The organism is Denitrificimonas caeni (assembly GCF_027498055.1).
Lineage (GTDB): Bacteria > Pseudomonadota > Gammaproteobacteria > Pseudomonadales > Pseudomonadaceae > Denitrificimonas.
On the sequence record NZ_CP114976.1, the window covers coordinates 975,744 to 990,596 of the forward strand.

14 protein-coding genes and 1 pseudogene are annotated in these 14,853 nt (G+C 48.3%); 7 read left to right on the forward strand and 8 right to left on the reverse strand.

Annotation, left to right across the window (positions count from 1 at the left end):
- The first annotated feature begins 26 nt into the window (after window positions 1-26).
- The 6 genes from ribF (at window position 27) to O6P33_RS04725 (ending at window position 7,083) form a co-directional block, all read left to right on the forward strand.
- A complete protein-coding gene (gene ribF, locus O6P33_RS04700) occupies window positions 27-968 on the forward strand; it encodes a bifunctional riboflavin kinase/FAD synthetase (RefSeq protein WP_269819070.1) in 942 nt (313 codons plus the stop codon).
- Between the two features lie 19 nt (window positions 969-987).
- Window positions 988-3,819, forward strand: coding sequence for an isoleucine--tRNA ligase (gene ileS / locus O6P33_RS04705; protein ID WP_269819071.1), 2,832 nt, complete (start codon window positions 988-990; stop codon window positions 3,817-3,819).
- Between the two features lie 30 nt (window positions 3,820-3,849).
- Window positions 3,850-4,371 (forward strand): signal peptidase II, encoded by a 522-nt coding sequence (lspA, locus tag O6P33_RS04710; RefSeq protein WP_269819072.1) that lies wholly within the window; start codon window positions 3,850-3,852, stop codon window positions 4,369-4,371.
- Window positions 4,364-4,804 (forward strand): FKBP-type peptidyl-prolyl cis-trans isomerase, encoded by a 441-nt coding sequence (fkpB, locus tag O6P33_RS04715; RefSeq protein ID WP_269819073.1) that lies wholly within the window; start codon window positions 4,364-4,366, stop codon window positions 4,802-4,804. The genes lspA and fkpB overlap by 8 nt, the downstream gene beginning before the upstream one ends.
- A gap of 19 nt (window positions 4,805-4,823) precedes the next feature.
- Window positions 4,824-5,771 carry a 4-hydroxy-3-methylbut-2-enyl diphosphate reductase gene (gene ispH / locus O6P33_RS04720; protein WP_269819074.1) on the forward strand — a complete coding sequence of 316 codons (948 nt, stop codon included), beginning with the start codon at window positions 4,824-4,826 and terminating at the stop codon, window positions 5,769-5,771.
- 190 nt (window positions 5,772-5,961) lie between these two features.
- Window positions 5,962-7,083, forward strand: coding sequence for a beta-ketoacyl-ACP synthase III (locus O6P33_RS04725; protein WP_269819075.1), 1,122 nt, complete (start codon window positions 5,962-5,964; stop codon window positions 7,081-7,083).
- A gap of 54 nt (window positions 7,084-7,137) precedes the next feature.
- On the opposite strand, the gene O6P33_RS04730 is transcribed toward O6P33_RS04725, so the two are convergent.
- The gene (locus tag O6P33_RS04730) at window positions 7,138-7,368 is read right to left on the reverse strand and encodes a DUF2798 domain-containing protein (protein ID WP_269819076.1); all 231 of its coding nucleotides are present in this window, start codon (window positions 7,366-7,368) and stop codon (window positions 7,138-7,140) included.
- Between the two features lie 90 nt (window positions 7,369-7,458).
- On the opposite strand from O6P33_RS04730, the gene O6P33_RS04735 reads away from it, so the two are divergent.
- A complete protein-coding gene (locus O6P33_RS04735) occupies window positions 7,459-7,770 on the forward strand; it encodes an NGG1p interacting factor NIF3 (RefSeq protein ID WP_269819077.1) in 312 nt (103 codons plus the stop codon).
- A gap of 207 nt (window positions 7,771-7,977) precedes the next feature.
- On the opposite strand, the pseudogene O6P33_RS04740 reads toward O6P33_RS04735, so the two are convergent.
- From O6P33_RS04740 to O6P33_RS04770, 7 genes and pseudogenes are all read right to left on the reverse strand, one after another.
- Window positions 7,978-8,718, reverse strand: a pseudogene (locus tag O6P33_RS04740) (IS5 family transposase); the annotation flags it as partial.
- A 71-nt stretch (window positions 8,719-8,789) separates the two neighbouring features.
- The gene (locus O6P33_RS04745) at window positions 8,790-9,530 is read right to left on the reverse strand and encodes an STY4528 family pathogenicity island replication protein (protein ID WP_269819078.1); all 741 of its coding nucleotides are present in this window, start codon (window positions 9,528-9,530) and stop codon (window positions 8,790-8,792) included.
- A gap of 1 nt (window position 9,531) precedes the next feature.
- The gene (locus O6P33_RS04750) at window positions 9,532-10,254 is read right to left on the reverse strand and encodes a DUF2857 domain-containing protein (protein ID WP_269819079.1); all 723 of its coding nucleotides are present in this window, start codon (window positions 10,252-10,254) and stop codon (window positions 9,532-9,534) included.
- Window positions 10,247-11,989, reverse strand: coding sequence for a ParB family protein (locus tag O6P33_RS04755; protein WP_269819080.1), 1,743 nt, complete (start codon window positions 11,987-11,989; stop codon window positions 10,247-10,249). Before O6P33_RS04755 ends, O6P33_RS04750 begins: the two co-directional genes overlap by 8 nt.
- Complete coding sequence (locus O6P33_RS04760; protein ID WP_269819081.1) at window positions 11,986-12,288, reverse strand: hypothetical protein; 303 nt, start codon at window positions 12,286-12,288, stop codon at window positions 11,986-11,988. The genes O6P33_RS04755 and O6P33_RS04760 overlap by 4 nt, the downstream gene beginning before the upstream one ends.
- Window positions 12,285-13,637 carry a replicative DNA helicase gene (gene dnaB, locus O6P33_RS04765; protein ID WP_269819082.1) on the reverse strand — a complete coding sequence of 451 codons (1,353 nt, stop codon included), beginning with the start codon at window positions 13,635-13,637 and terminating at the stop codon, window positions 12,285-12,287. Before dnaB ends, O6P33_RS04760 begins: the two co-directional genes overlap by 4 nt.
- A complete protein-coding gene (locus O6P33_RS04770) occupies window positions 13,634-14,527 on the reverse strand; it encodes a ParA family protein (protein WP_269819083.1) in 894 nt (297 codons plus the stop codon). Before O6P33_RS04770 ends, dnaB begins: the two co-directional genes overlap by 4 nt.
- Window positions 14,528-14,853 lie beyond the last annotated feature (326 nt).

The window sequence follows — 14,853 nt, forward strand, 5'->3', positions numbered from 1 at the left end:
GAGTCTTTTCTGGCAAGATAACAAATATGCAGTTGGTTCGCGGTTTGCACAATGTACGACCATCCCACCATGGATGCGTTGCTACCATAGGTAATTTTGATGGTGTTCACTTAGGACACCAGGCGATATTAACGCGTCTGCGCAAAAGCGCGGCACGCCTCAATGTACCCAGTTGCGTAATTGTTTTTGAGCCACAGCCGCGGGAATTTTTTAACCCTGAGACTGCACCTGTGCGCTTAACTCGCTTGCGTGACAAGCTCCAATTATTTCGCGAGGCGGGTATTGATCAGGTGCTGTGTATTGCCTTTAATAAACGCTTTCGCCAACTTAGTGCAGCCGACTTTGTGCAAACGGTGCTGATTGCAGCGTTGGGTATTAAGCATTTACAGGTGGGCGATGACTTTCGTTTTGGTTGTGACCGCGCCGGTGATTTTGCTTTTTTACAGGACGCTGGGCAACGCTATGGATTTAGCGTCGAACCCACCGCGACCATAGAAATTGATGGGCAACGGGTCAGCAGCACTCGCTTGCGCAGTGCCTTGGCCGCTGCGGACTTTACTTTAGCGCAGCGCTTACTGGGCCGACCTTACAGTATTGATGGCCGTGTTTTGCATGGTAAAAAACTGGGTCGAACCCTAAACGCACCCACTGCCAATGTGCAGCTCAAGCGCCACCGCGCACCTTTGCATGGTGTGTATTTGGTGTCTGTGCAACTGCAGAGTGGGCGGCATGTGCCCGGTGTTGCTAATATAGGCACACGCCCTACGGTAGATAACACCCAGCGCGCACATCTGGAAGTGCACTTATTGAATTTTTCTCGCGATTTATATGGCCAGCATCTTGCTGTCACTTTTCAGCAGAAAATTCGTGACGAGCAACGTTTTGAATCTTTGCCTTTGTTACAAGAGGCAATTGCTGCGGATATCGCGCAAGCACATACACTTTGGCAGCACTATCACACCCTTTAATGAGTGACTTGGAATCGACATGACCGACTATAAAGCGACGCTTAACCTGCCGAAAACGGCATTTCCGATGCGAGCAGGCCTACCCACCCGTGAGCCACAAATGCTGGCGCACTGGGACAGCATTAACCTGTATCAGAAAATGCGTCAGATTGGCGAAGGTCGGCCCCGTTTTATTTTGCATGATGGCCCTCCGTATGCCAACGGCAGCATCCACATTGGTCATGCGGTGAATAAAGTCATTAAAGATATGATTGTGCGCAGTAAAACCTTAGCGGGTTTTGATGCCCCTTATGTGCCGGGCTGGGACTGTCATGGTTTGCCTATTGAGCACCGCGTTGAAGTTAAGCACGGTAAAAACCTACCGGCGGATAAAGTACGTGAACTGTGTCGCGACTATGCTGAAGAGCAAATCACTGGGCAAAAAGCGGAGTTTATTCGTTTAGGTGTCGTGGGTGACTGGGACAATCCGTACAAGACCATGGATTTTGCCAACGAAGCCGGTGAAGTGCGTGCTTTAGCAAAAATGGTTGCAGGCGGTTTTGTTTTCAAAGGTTTAAAACCAGTGAACTGGTGCTTTGACTGTGGCTCGGCCCTCGCTGAAGCCGAAGTTGAGTATCAAGATAAACGCTCAGAAGCCATTGACGTGGGCTTTAACAGCACTGATTTAGTTAAGTTGGCACAAGCATTTTCATTGCCAGAAATTAGTAAAAATACTCAGATTGTTATCTGGACTACTACGCCATGGACCATTCCTGGTAACCAAGCGCTCAACGTCCACCCTGAAGCCATTTATGCCTTGGTGGATGTGGGTGACAAGATTTTACTGTTAGCGGAAACTTTGGTTGAAAGCAGCCTGACGCGTTACGGTCTCGAAGGCGAGATTATTGCCCGCTGTAATGGTGATGCATTGGAGCATTTAGAGTTTAATCACCCCTTCTATGAGCGTGTGGCACCGGTGTATTTGGCCGATTATGTTGAGCTGGATGCTGGTACTGGTATCGTGCACTCAGCGCCTGCTTATGGTGAGGATGACTTCTATACCTGCAAGCGCTACGGCATGACCAATGATGACATTATCAGCCCAGTCCAAAGCAACGGTGTCTACGTGGATGACCTGCCATTCTTTGGCGGCCAGTTTATTTGGAAAGCCAATGCCAACATTGTTGCGAAGCTGGAAGAAGTGGGCGCATTGCTCAAGTATGAGCCAATCGAACACAGCTACATGCATTGCTGGCGCCACAAAACCCCACTGATTTACCGCGCTACGGCACAGTGGTTTGTGGGCATGGATAAGCAGCCTGAACAGGGTGCGCCATTACGTGAACGTGCTTTACAGGCCATTGAAGAAACCGAGTTTACCCCAGCTTGGGGTAAGGCACGTTTGCATAATATGATTGCCGGACGTCCAGACTGGTGTATATCTCGTCAGCGTAACTGGGGTGTGCCGATACCTTTCTTTTTGCATAAAGCTACCGGTGAGCTGCATCCGCGTACTGTTGAGCTAATGGAAGAGGTGGCGCAGCGTATCGAGCAAGAAGGTATTGAGGCGTGGTTTAAGTTAGACCCTGCTGAGCTTTTAGGCGCAGAGGCGGCGGATTACGAAAAAGTGACCGACACCTTGGATGTTTGGTTTGACTCAGGTACCACCCATTGGCATGTATTGCGTGGCTCGCACCCGCTCGGGCATGCTCACGGCCCACGTGCTGACCTGTATTTGGAAGGCTCGGACCAACACCGCGGCTGGTTCCACTCGTCTTTGTTGACCGGTTGTGCCATTGATGGCCATGCACCGTACCGTGGTTTGCTGACCCATGGTTTTACCGTGGATGAAAATGGCCGCAAGATGTCCAAGTCATTGGGTAACGTGGTTGCGCCGCAAACTGTTACCAATAGTTTGGGTGCTGATATTTTGCGCTTGTGGACTTCGTCGGCAGATTACTCCGGTGAAATGGCTGTCTCTGACACCATTTTGCAGCGTAGCGCTGATGCTTACCGCCGTATCCGTAATACCGCGCGCTTCTTGCTGTCGAACCTTGATGGTTTTGATCCGGCCACTGACTGTGTGCCCGCTGAGCAGATGATTGAGCTGGATCGCTGGGTGGTGGATGCGGCTGCGCGCTTGCAAGATGAAGTGGTGCAGGCCTACGACGAATACCGCTTCCACAATGTGTATCAAAAGGTTCATAACTTTTGCGTACAAGAGTTGGGCGGCTTCTATCTGGATATCATTAAAGACCGTCAGTACACCACCGGTGAAGACAGCTTACCGCGCCGCTCATGTCAGACCGCGCTGTATCACATTGCTGAGGCCTTGGTACGTTGGGTTGCACCGATTTTGGTGTTTACCGCAGACGAAATCTGGCAGCACTTACCCGGTGAGCGTAATGAGTCAGTTATTCTCAATACTTGGTACGAAGGTTTGTCGCGTTTGCCTGCCGAGAGTAAGTTGAGCAGTGCCTACTGGGCTGAGCTGATGGCGGTTAAAGTTGCGGTGAACAAAGAGCTGGAAAACCAGCGCAATGCTAAAGTGATTGGCGGTAACCTGCAGGCGCAAGTGACTCTGTATGCAGATCCTGCGCTGGTAGAAAAACTCAATCGTTTAGGCGATGAGCTGCGCTTTGTGCTGATTACTTCGACTGCGCAAGTGGCTGATTTAGCCCAGGCCCCGGAAGATGCAGTGAGCACTGAGTTGGAAGGCCTGAAGCTGCATATCAGTAAATCCAGCGAGCCTAAGTGTGCCCGTTGCTGGCATCACCGTGCTGATGTTGGCTCAGTGGCAGCGCACCCAGATGTCTGTGCCCGCTGTGCAGACAACTTAGATGGTGCAGGTGAAGTACGTCACTATGCATAACTCTTTCGTCACCTATCGGAGTGCAGGTTAATGACTGCGCGTTTTGGCAAGCTGGCATGGCTGTGGCTCAGTCTCTTGATTATTGCTGCTGATCAAATCACTAAACATTGGTTTGACAGCAACTTTAATTTGTATGAGCAAGCGGTCGTTATTCCTGATGTGTTTAGCTGGACTCTGGCTTACAACCGTGGCGCTGCCTTTAGTTTTTTAGCTAACGAGGCGGGTTGGCAGCGCTGGTTCTTTGCCGTGATTGCTTTGGCAGTCAGCGTAGTGCTAGTGATTTGGTTAAAGCGTCTTAAAGCCAACGAAACTTGGCTGGCGATTGCTTTAGCGTTGGTGCTCGGTGGCGCAATCGGCAATTTGTATGATCGCGTTATCTTAGGCCATGTGGTCGATTTTATTTTAGTGCACTGGAAAACCCAGTGGTATTTCCCTGCTTTTAATATTGCCGATAGTGCAATCACTGTGGGAGCGGTAATGCTCGCATTGGATATGTTTCGCGGCACTAAACAAGCAAGCAGCAGTTCAACTGGAGCGCAGAGTAATGAGTGAGCAGCGAATAGGGCAAAACAGTACGGTAAGCCTGCATTTTGCGTTGAAGTTTGATAACGGGGATGTGGTTGACAGTAATTTTGAAAAAGACCCAGCTACTTTTACAGTGGGTGATGGCAGTTTGCTGCCCGGTTTTGAAAGGGCTTTATTTGGCCTGAAAGCGGGTGATAAACGCAGTTTTCAAATCCCGCCAGAGCAGGGCTTTGGGATTCCCAATGAGCAAAATTTGCAAACCATGCCACGCACTCAATTCGATAGTATGGATTTGGACTATGGTGTGTTGGTGATCTTTAAAGATGCTGCCGGTGGTGAAATGCCAGGCGTGGTTAAAGAGTTTGATGATCAGCAAGTGACGATTGATTTTAACCATCCGTTAGCCGGTAAGGTCATCACTTTCGACGTGGAAATATTCACGGTGCAAAACAACCAGTAACAATGTAGAGGCGGTATTGATGCGCATTAAGTTAGCCAATCCACGGGGTTTTTGTGCCGGTGTTGATCGTGCAATTGAAATTGTTAATCGAGCGTTAGAGGTTTTTCAACCGCCTATCTACGTGCGTCATGAAGTGGTTCATAATAAATTTGTGGTTGAAGACTTGCGTGCCCGTGGGGCCATTTTTGTGGAGGAGTTGGATCAAGTTCCCGACGATAATATTGTCATTTTTAGTGCCCATGGCGTATCCAAGGCGGTGCGCGATGAAGCTGATCGCCGTGGTTTAAAAGTCTTTGATGCAACCTGTCCGCTGGTCACAAAAGTGCATCTAGAAGTTGTGCGCTACAGTAATCAAGGGCGCGAGTGCGTACTCATTGGCCATGCTGGACACCCAGAAGTTGAAGGTACGATGGGCCAATATGATGAGCGCCATGGCGGACATATTTATTTGGTGGAAAATGAAGCAGATGTCGCCACTTTACAAGTTAAGGCGCCTGAGACTTTAGCTTTTGTAACGCAAACCACTTTGTCGATGGATGATACCAGTCGAGTCATTGATGCTTTGAAAGGGCGCTTTCCTGCGATTAGCGGACCGCGTAAAGATGATATTTGTTATGCCACGCAAAACCGTCAAGATGCGGTAAAACAACTGGCGCAAGCCTGTGACGTTGTATTAGTTGTGGGCAGTCCTAATAGCTCTAACTCCAATCGTTTGCGTGAGTTATCAGACCGCATGGGGACGCCGGCGTACTTAATTGATGGTGCGCAGGACTTAGACCAAGCCTGGTTTAAGCAAGGAGCAGTGATTGGTGTGACTGCAGGTGCTTCGGCGCCTGAAGTGTTGGTACAAGGTGTGATTGATTGCCTACGTGACTGGGGCGCACAGATGGCTGAAGAGCTTGAGGGGCGTCCAGAGAATGTAACTTTTTCCATGCCTAAAGAATTGCGAGTTGTTGCTATCGAGTAATTAAGCAATAAAACCTAATGTTAGGTTGCAGGTGCGTTTACCGATGATAACGATTGGGCTTAAGTCCCTAAGGTGTTTACGCGTTGTTCTGCTAACCTATACTGTATTATCAAATGATTAAGTGTTGCCTGCGATGATTGGGCAGCGTCAACACAGCCGCATGCCGCGCGGCTTCTGCAGAGGATTGACCGTGAAAAAAGTCGTAATCAGTGGTACAGGCCTATTTACACCCGCGCAAAGCATTTCCAATGATGAGTTGGTTGCCGCCTTTAATGCGTGGTCACAACAGTTTAATGCTGAGCACGCTGCAGAAATTGCTAGCGGTGAAATTGAAGCTAAACCAGAGTCCAGTTCAGCGTTTATTGAAAAAGCATCAGGAATTAAAAGCCGCTTTGTTATTGATAAAGCAGGTATTTTAGATCCACAGCGGATGAAACCACGTATCCCCGAGCGTTCCAATGACGAGTGGGGTATCCTTTGTGAAATGGCAGTGGTTGCTGCGCAAGAAGCCCTAGCGCGCGCAGGCCGTAGCGCCGCGGATATTGATGGGGTGATTGTTGCGTGCTCAAACTTGCAGCGCGCTTACCCAGCAGTAGCCATCGAAGTGCAGGCAGCTTTAGGCATTGAAGGCTTTGCCTACGATATGAATGTCGCGTGTTCTTCAGCCACCTTTGGCATTCAAGCTGCTGTTAATGCAATTCAAACCGATCAAGCCCGTGCCATTCTCATGGTGAACCCGGAAATTTGTACGGGGCACTTAAACTTCTGCGATCGTGACAGCCATTTTATTTTTGGTGATGCCTGTACTGCAGTTGTGTTGGAGGAGGCTGAATCAGCGGACTCCAAGCATCAGTTTGAAGTGGTGAGCACTAAATTGCTGACGCAGTTTTCGAATAATATCCGTAATAACTTTGGCTACCTAAATCGCTGTGCAGAAGAAGGCATTGGCGCTGAAGACAAGCTTTTTGTACAAGAGGGTCGCAAGGTCTTCCGTGAGGTTTGCCCTAAAGTTTCAAACTTGATTGCTGAGCATCTAGCAAGTAATCAGATTGATGTGCAGGATGTACAGCGCTTTTGGCTGCACCAAGCCAACTTAAATATGAACCTGTTGATTATTCGCCGCTTGCTTGGCCGTGATGCTACAGAAACAGAAGCACCAGTGATTTTAGATACCTACGCCAACACCAGTTCGGCTGGTTCTGTGATTGCCCTGCACTTGCACCAAGATGACTTGGCAAGTGGTGCTATTGGTGTTCTTAGTTCGTTTGGTGCGGGCTATTCAATAGGCAGCGTGATTTTACGTAAGATTTAACTCACCCAGCAGCGCATAGGGTTGTACGCCGTATGCGCTAGCTAGATAAAGGTTTTAATCAATAGGTTTGATGCGCTTGGCAACAATTTTTTGTAGGCGCGGCGCACCAATCATAATAAGCATAAATGCAATTGGCCAAGCGATATAAAAAGCTCGAAACCAACGTAAGCTAAAACCAGCAGACATACCTGTATTGACCCAAGTAATCACAAAGGTCATTGCGGTAACCATATAGATTGACATCAAAACAGCAAAAACCAGTGGTGCAAAACGTGGTGCAATCACTAAGACACTCCTCTATAAAGTTATACCTTATTGTAAAGCACCTCGACTGAAATCTCACCTTTAACCTGTTGAAAAGGCTGGATCGATACTATGTACGCATTGCATTTTTACGTTCCTGCAAGCCATCTTGAAGTTGTTAAGCAGGCGGTTTTTGCTGTGGGTGCGGGCAAAATTGGTGATTATCAAAACTGCTGCTGGCAAGTGCTAGGTGAAGGGCAGTTTAAACCCATGGCGGGCAGCCAACCCTTTATTGGTAGCCAGGATCGCTTAGAGAAAGTGCCTGAATGGCGTGTGGAAATGGTGGTCGCAGCGACCCATATTCAGCAAGCAGTTGCCGCTCTGAAAGCAGCACATCCCTATGAAGAACCAGCTTACTCTGTGTTGAGTTTAGTGCGCTTTTAGTGTGCTGCTGACAGTCTGTCACTGAACGTTCACCTGTTAGTCATCGCTTTGTAATAGCGACTTGTCAATATCCCCTGCAACACCAGTGAGGTTTACCGCACTGTGTTTTTGCCAATATAAGGGGAGTTTTCTATGATGCGCTTGCAGGTTAAACCAGTTGCCCGCACGGCTTTTGCAGTTAGGGTCTGTTGACGTTTCATTACATTTTAGCCATAAAAACCCACAAGCCATGGTGACAACACTTTGATAATTACGTTTTAACTTATCATATCGCGTTGCCAGTCCTCGAAATTGCTTCAAGCGCGCAAAGGCATTTTCAACTAGATGACGGTCACGGTATAACGGCCAATTCATGCCCCCATTGCCCACGACCGAGTTTGATCTTCTTGGTATAACCGCATCAGCGCCTTTACTTTGAATCTGCTCACGAATCTTTCCGCTATCATAGCCTTTGTCCGCTACTATCGCGGTCGTAGGCGGTAGTTTTTCAATCCGTTCACTGGCTGCAGTGCTGTCATGAATTTCGCCACCCGTCACTGTAAACTCAATGGGTAAGCCGTAACTATCAACAGCTAAATGAATTTTAGTTGTATTGCCTGCACGACTTTTACCGATTGCTTGCGGCTCAACACCTTGAGCGCCTGCGCTGTGTTGATGGGCTTTAACATAGCTGCCATCGATAAATATCCACTCGGTATCAGGCTCTCGGGCAAGCGTTTTAAACAACGTGAGCCATTTTCCTTTTTTTGACCATTCATTAAATTTTTTGTAGACCGAATTCCATCGTCCAAAACAAGACGGTAAATCTCGCCACGCACAACCAACACGCAGCCGGTACAGCATTCCTTCAACAGCCATGCGTAAGTCATACTTGTTATAAATATTTTCTTGAAGCATCATTCCTTTTAGCTTCGACCAGTGCTCATCGCTGAGCATGAATCGGGGCATAGCAAACTCGTTGTGTAGGAGCTTAAATATTACGAGTTTGCTTCTTTTTTTCAATGACTTACGGGCAAACGTCAACAGGCCCTAGGCTCCGAACTAGGTTTTTTTGCTGAGTTCGGATTCCGAACTAGGGTAATTTTTCCGCGTTCGGAATCCGAACTGCGAGGCACTTTTTGTTGGCTTGAGCTTGTGTTCTCAATTCTTTGTTGCAGAATATCAAGTCGTGTGGGGATAACAGTGCCTGCAGCTTCTGCAAGTTCTTCTGCAACGTTCCCAGCGACGATTCGCACTGACTTAATGTTGTGATGTAGGTTTTTAGTCACAAGCTCAGCGTAGCCAGTGTCAATCATTTCTGCTTCCTGCACTGTTACAGGATCTTCGTGCAGTATGTACATATTGCCGACTATCCGGCCCGTACCGCTATCACGTCCCTGTGCTAACAAGCTGATCCAGCGTGTCATGCGTAGAATTGCAATGACTCTTGAAATTGTTTCCCGTGATGCTTGTTCTCCGTAGGGAGTTTGAGCCAAGTATGGTTGTAAGTCCTGGTACCTGGGAACTGAATACCCTTGCTTATCAAGCAACATTTTGAAAACGAGCCAGCCATTTCTTTCCAAAGGTGTGAGCCGGCTATCAAGTAGCAGGCGCTGAGGTACGATTTCTTGTCTCAGTCCGCTATAAACAAAACCTGCAGCTCCAGAGGAGGATGCTTGCCCTCCGGGAGTAGGTTGATTGAGCTGAGGAATCTCAGGCCATTTTTCGGAAACAGTTCCGTCAATAGTCTGTGAGAGTGTTAGCCAGTTATCTTTGCTCATGCTAAGCATCCTCTCCTGACTGGCATTCGGCTATTTCCAGCCAGATTTGTCCCACCAAGATGTTTTGTTCTTCTGCAATTACCAGCATGAGGTCCAACTGATTCATTTCGTCCAGTTCAGCACCACTCATGATGTTTTGGATTGAAGCTGCAGGTTCACATCCATGGCTCTTTTCAAGCTGCTGTACTAACGCCACCCAGCGCTCCCAGACAGCGTGTCTCTGTTCATTGCTAAGAGCAGGCAGGCGTCCGGTTCTTGACTGAACTTGCAAGGTACGCCGTCGCTCAGCAACTTCGGTGTGAGACAGGCCGAAAAAACTGTTCAGCATTGGTGTAGTAGCCCCGAGCTTGATTGCGCGGTTGATCAATCGCTCCAGCTCTTCGTCACGATCAATTTTGTCCAGTATTAATTCAAGAGCTCGAGGATCTATCGACGGTTTAATCCATAAATACGGGGAACTGACCACTTTATGTAACTTGGTGGGTGCAAGGCTTTGCAGTCTTAAAACAAGATCAGGCGTAAATCCTAATGATTTGCAACGCTGCATTTTCCCTTCACTGGCCTCCTGTAAGACCAGCGTGACGAGGGCTTGATTAAAAATGTAGCTTGGGACCGGAGCCACCGGTGTTATTTTGTTGTCATTTGCCATCCTGGCCGGTACTCGGCTGGATGAGGGCACAGGAGTGACCTTTGATAATGGAGTAAACTTACAATCCCTATTCATGGTTCTGCTCCTCATCAGATTGCTCTACCAGCTCTTTTTCCAAGTCAACCAGTACTCGTGCCAAGCGTATGATGCGGAAAAGCTTCACTAGCTCAGCGTCTTCCAGGCGAGCCAACCCAACATCCGCAGGGCCGTTCAAGCCGACTGTAATGTCGTAGCCGCCGATCAGGACTTGTGAGAATAGAGCGGATGAGAGTGGGATAGGTGCTTTCTCAGAAAAGCTGTCAGTTGTGCGTAGAATTGATAGCAGCATCAGCTGTACGCCTTGTGATATAGGAGTGCCATCAGTACCTAGTTTGCCAAAAAGGCCAAACCCTAAACCTTCTTTTGTTGCTCCAAATCCTGTAACGCCAGTTGTCGAGCAGATATCTTTAACTAAAAGCCAGATATTGTGTCGCAGGCTCAGTGGGTCTTTTATGCGTGTCTCGATGTACCAGACATCTGAAACGCTAGAGGAAGGACCGCCTGCGGTAACAGGAATGGAGGTCAAGACCGATTCTTTGAAATCAGGCAGTTGATCACCGTTGTGCACTGCTACCTGCTGTCTTGTTCTCAAAATCGTATCGCTTTCTTGAGAAGGGGTGACAATGTGTCCGTCAATAAATGCTTCAGGGTCTATGTCTTTGTCGGATTGAGACTTTGGCTCAGCTTCAGGAATAGACTGTGAAGATCTTGCAGCTTGAGTAGCTGGCTCCCGTGTGTGCGTTGCACTGCTTGCCACAGGGGTTTCCTCTTGAGTCGGACTGACTACTTGGGTTGCTGTGTCTTCTACGTCATGATGTTCGGTATCTGATTCAACAGGGCGGGGTGGGTTTTGAGCTATGCTGGCCAGTTGCTCAACTGAGAGCGGGTTTTTGTTAACAATACCTTCTGATGCCACCGCCAAATCTAGCTCTAGGATATTGTAGCTTTGTCCCAGCATTGCGGACATTTGCCCAATAAGCTCATCTTGAATCACCTCATAGTTATAGGAGTCTACGCCAGTGTCGTGCGCTGCTAGGACCATCAACCAAAACTCAAAGAAGTCACTGCCGCTGTCGTCGTATTTGTCCCAGACTTTAGTAAGGTTGTTTTTAAGCACAATTAGCTTGGCTACTTGAGCTCTACCAAGCCCCTGCATCAATGTATTGGGCAGGGCAGGTAGGATGCTGTTGATGCACTCAAGCATGTGCCCTAAAAGGCTATGTGAAACAGGATAGCCATCCTGTTTCAGACGATCAGAAAGCTTGCGTAGAGAAAGCTGCTCACCATCATGCTCCTCGTACATGGCTTTGATTTGAGCGATACCCTGAGCTTTGTCGATAAAGCTTAGCTGTCCATGCAGCTCGTTTTCAGCAAGGTGTCCGGCTAACGCGTTGATCTCTGACTGCCAAGGCTTGAACAGGCAGTGGATACGGAAGAACTGCTCATCTTTAGTTTCACGCCACAGTTCGTTTAAGATCTCCAGTCGGGTGTTACCACCGTTTCTTATGATGTAATGATCTTCACCAGGGCGACGTGTAATGAGCGGTGGTTGATCCAGCCCACGGGCTTTAATTGATGCCTTGATCTCTTCATATAGAGGGTTGCGTGTTTTACGCGGGTTATGTTCATACGAGCGTAGCTGATCTAGAGTGACCACCATGGGTGTGTCTTGTAGGGGATCAGTGAGACGTTTGAGCGGAGCTGCATTCGATGAAAAACCTTTGGCTCCCATCTGCCTTTCAATCAATTCCTTGGTGACCTTGGTATTCATGAGTGCTGCTCCTGGTTAATAACTGAGAATGCTTTTAAAAAAACCGGTGAGCTGTAGATTGTGTTAACTGCTTTGAGCTGTCTTGCGATACAGCCCATCACAGTAAAGCTATCCGTTACTCCGAAAAGACAGACAACACAGCGATTGCGCACTAGGCTGGCTTGATGATTGGTTGTACGAATACTTTTGTGCTCGTACAAATTGCTTTTGTTTTGCTGGCTTTCCAGCATGTCGATAAAGCTGGAGAAACTGGGCAAGCTACACTCGATTGTGAATGTAATAATATCTTTGCTGTTCATCCTCGCCCCCCTTCCATGTTGGCGTAGTTAAGGTTGTCAAACCGGATCTGATCTGGAATGAATGCAGCTCTGACAACGCCGGTTGGGCCGTTCCGGTTTTTACCTAGAATTATTTCTGCAATACCTTTCTCATCCGAATCCTCGTTGTAGTACTCGTCTCGGTAAATGAACATGATGAGATCGGCATCTTGCTCAAGGGAGCCGGAGTCACGAAGATCGCTATTGTTTGGCCGCTTGTTGGGACGGTTCTCGACGCTGCGGTTAAGCTGTGACAAAGCGATCACGGGGCAGTCCATTTCTTTGGATAAGGCTTTGAGACCGCCTGAAATCTCAGCAACTTCAAGATTACGATTTTCACGTTTCTGGGATGAGTGCATGAGCTGAAGATAATCAACCACAATGAGCCCCGGCTTCCCAAACTGCCTTGCTGCTCGGCGTGCTTTTGAGCGAAGTTTTGATGGGTTCATGTGGCTGTCATCGTCGATGACTAGGCGATCGCGCAATTCGTTAATTTTAGCAACGGCGGCGGCTAATTTTGCCCAGCCTTCATCGTCAAGTTTCCCGCTCCGAAGCTTCTGCATGTTGAGCTTGCCGATTAAGGCTGCAAGCCTGTATGCAATTTGTTTTGAGGGCATTTCCAAACTGTAGAATTGGACGGTTTGTTCTTTAGGTAATGTGTCTAAAGCTGCTTGGATGAACCTGAGACACAGACCTGTTTTTCCCATTGAAGGCCGTGCTGCAAGTATGTTGAGACCTGTAAACCAACCGCCAGTAAGGTTGTTTAGGTCGATCAGTCCAGTGTCTAGACCTAGTAAGCTGATGTTGTTTTGAACGGCGAAATCCACTTCATCAATCACCTCCAGCATGACCGCCCGGAGGTCGGTAAAATTGCTGGCTGATTCGGACGAAAGCGTGAACAACTCCCGCTCAATTTCCTCACGTACATCTTCACTGACAGCCTCTTTAGAGCTGGCCAAGCGGGTGCAATCATGGCCAATCTTGATCAGTCGTCGCAGCTGTGAGCGCTCTCGAACAATGTCGCGGTAGGCTTCAATGTTTGCAGTAGAAGGGGTGTTGAGACAGATTTCACCAACGTAGGCCAAAAACTCTTGGCTGCCCATCTCGCGTTGCATGGCAAGCTCGGAAATAGTAATGACATCAAATGGCTCGCTGCGCTCGGAAAGTTCGCGAATCAGTTTGAATAGCTGCCTATTGTTAAACTGAAAGAAATCCGACTCGGTAAGCACTCCGGCAATTAGGTCCCAAGTCTGGTTGTCCAGAATCAGGCCGCCTAGTACGGCGTGTTCTGCTTCGAACGAGTAGGGTGTAGATGTGGATAAGGTAGTCATTCGCGACCTTCCTCAACTTCAAGCTGAGCAAGCGTAGAAGTATCAAACATGCTGTTTACTTTCTCTGGGGTTAGCTGTCGAAAGTCATCTGCCCACTCTGGGAAAAGCTCAATGGCCAGTGCAGTCATTGTTTCCAATGCTGACGGAGCTTTTCTGCCTGACGGTTTGCGTGTTTCAATTCGGTGGGCAGGCATTGAAAGACTTGCTGCGCGTCGGTACGAGGCTAGGTTGGGAACAGATGTGTTGAGTACGCGAATGCCTGAATCACCATCAAATGTGCTGTGCAGGTTTTCTGTAATCAATCGTGCATCAGTTGTGACTGCATCGGCTCTGTTGATAAAGACCTGCAACTCTGGCAGCTGAATACCCATGTATTGATAGCTACTAAGCTCATCAAACAGCGCTATGGTTCCACGCCGAAACTCACGTGCTGCGAGTAGCTCCGGGATAATTGGAGAGATTGCGGTGTCAGCTGCCAGCAGTGCCATTTCGAGCGTGACGGAGCGTGCGCCTTGGGTGTCCATGACAACCAAGTCGTAATCGTCTTTAAATGCTTCCAGTAAACGGAGAAGTCGTAGGCGACCGTCAGCAGCGTTAAGTAGCAGACTGTTCAGCTGGCCCTGATCATCATTTGACTTGATGACATGAAGATTCGGTATGGAGGTACCGGAGATGATTTCGCTGTGGCGAGTCTCGTTGAAGCCAACGAGCTGAAATATGCCACCATCAGCTTCGGCTTCTAGGTGGAAATAACTGGACAGAGTTGGTTGAATGTCCAGATCAAGGAGCAGAACACGCTTTCCAGCATCAGCAGCAATACCTGCTAGGTTGACTGCTGTTGTGGTTTTGCCTACGCCACCTTTAGTGGAAATAACGGCTACTTTTTTCATGTTTACCTCACAGAAAGAATGATGATCTGTGAGGTGCTTTGAACCCTTAGCAAGGGTCAGATTTGGCGTGATGACTTGTAATCAGTAGGTCCCGAGTTCAACTCTTGGTGCCGGCACCATATACAGAAAGGCCCACAGCAATGTGGGCCTTTTTTGTTTCTGGGTTGTGGTTACGCGCCGGATTTATGTTTTTCGATGCCTTTTCGGTTGCACTGTGTGTTCGTATGGCTCGATATAGCGCGAACACAAGCAACATGGTCACGATGAGACCATGCGGTGGCATAACGATCATTCAAATGGCTTGGCTCATTCTTACAGGAACCGAC

What these genes read in the sequence shown, in the direction of transcription:
- O6P33_RS04760 (WP_269819081.1), bottom strand. Translation starts at nt 12,288, where the DNA reads ATGAACAGCAAAGATATTATTACATTCACAATCGAGTGTAGCTTGCCC.
- lspA (WP_269819072.1), top strand. Translation starts at nt 3,850, where the DNA reads ATGACTGCGCGTTTTGGCAAGCTGGCATGGCTGTGGCTCAGTCTCTTG.
- O6P33_RS04770 (WP_269819083.1), bottom strand. Translation starts at nt 14,527, where the DNA reads ATGAAAAAAGTAGCCGTTATTTCCACTAAAGGTGGCGTAGGCAAAACC.
- O6P33_RS04750 (WP_269819079.1), bottom strand. Translation starts at nt 10,254, where the DNA reads ATGAATAGGGATTGTAAGTTTACTCCATTATCAAAGGTCACTCCTGTG.
- ribF (WP_269819070.1), top strand. Translation starts at nt 27, where the DNA reads ATGCAGTTGGTTCGCGGTTTGCACAATGTACGACCATCCCACCATGGA.
- fkpB (WP_269819073.1), top strand. Translation starts at nt 4,364, where the DNA reads ATGAGTGAGCAGCGAATAGGGCAAAACAGTACGGTAAGCCTGCATTTT.
- dnaB (WP_269819082.1), bottom strand. Translation starts at nt 13,637, where the DNA reads ATGACTACCTTATCCACATCTACACCCTACTCGTTCGAAGCAGAACAC.
- ileS (WP_269819071.1), top strand. Translation starts at nt 988, where the DNA reads ATGACCGACTATAAAGCGACGCTTAACCTGCCGAAAACGGCATTTCCG.
- ispH (WP_269819074.1), top strand. Translation starts at nt 4,824, where the DNA reads ATGCGCATTAAGTTAGCCAATCCACGGGGTTTTTGTGCCGGTGTTGAT.
- O6P33_RS04755 (WP_269819080.1), bottom strand. Translation starts at nt 11,989, where the DNA reads ATGAATACCAAGGTCACCAAGGAATTGATTGAAAGGCAGATGGGAGCC.
- O6P33_RS04745 (WP_269819078.1), bottom strand. Translation starts at nt 9,530, where the DNA reads ATGAGCAAAGATAACTGGCTAACACTCTCACAGACTATTGACGGAACT.
- O6P33_RS04735 (WP_269819077.1), top strand. Translation starts at nt 7,459, where the DNA reads ATGTACGCATTGCATTTTTACGTTCCTGCAAGCCATCTTGAAGTTGTT.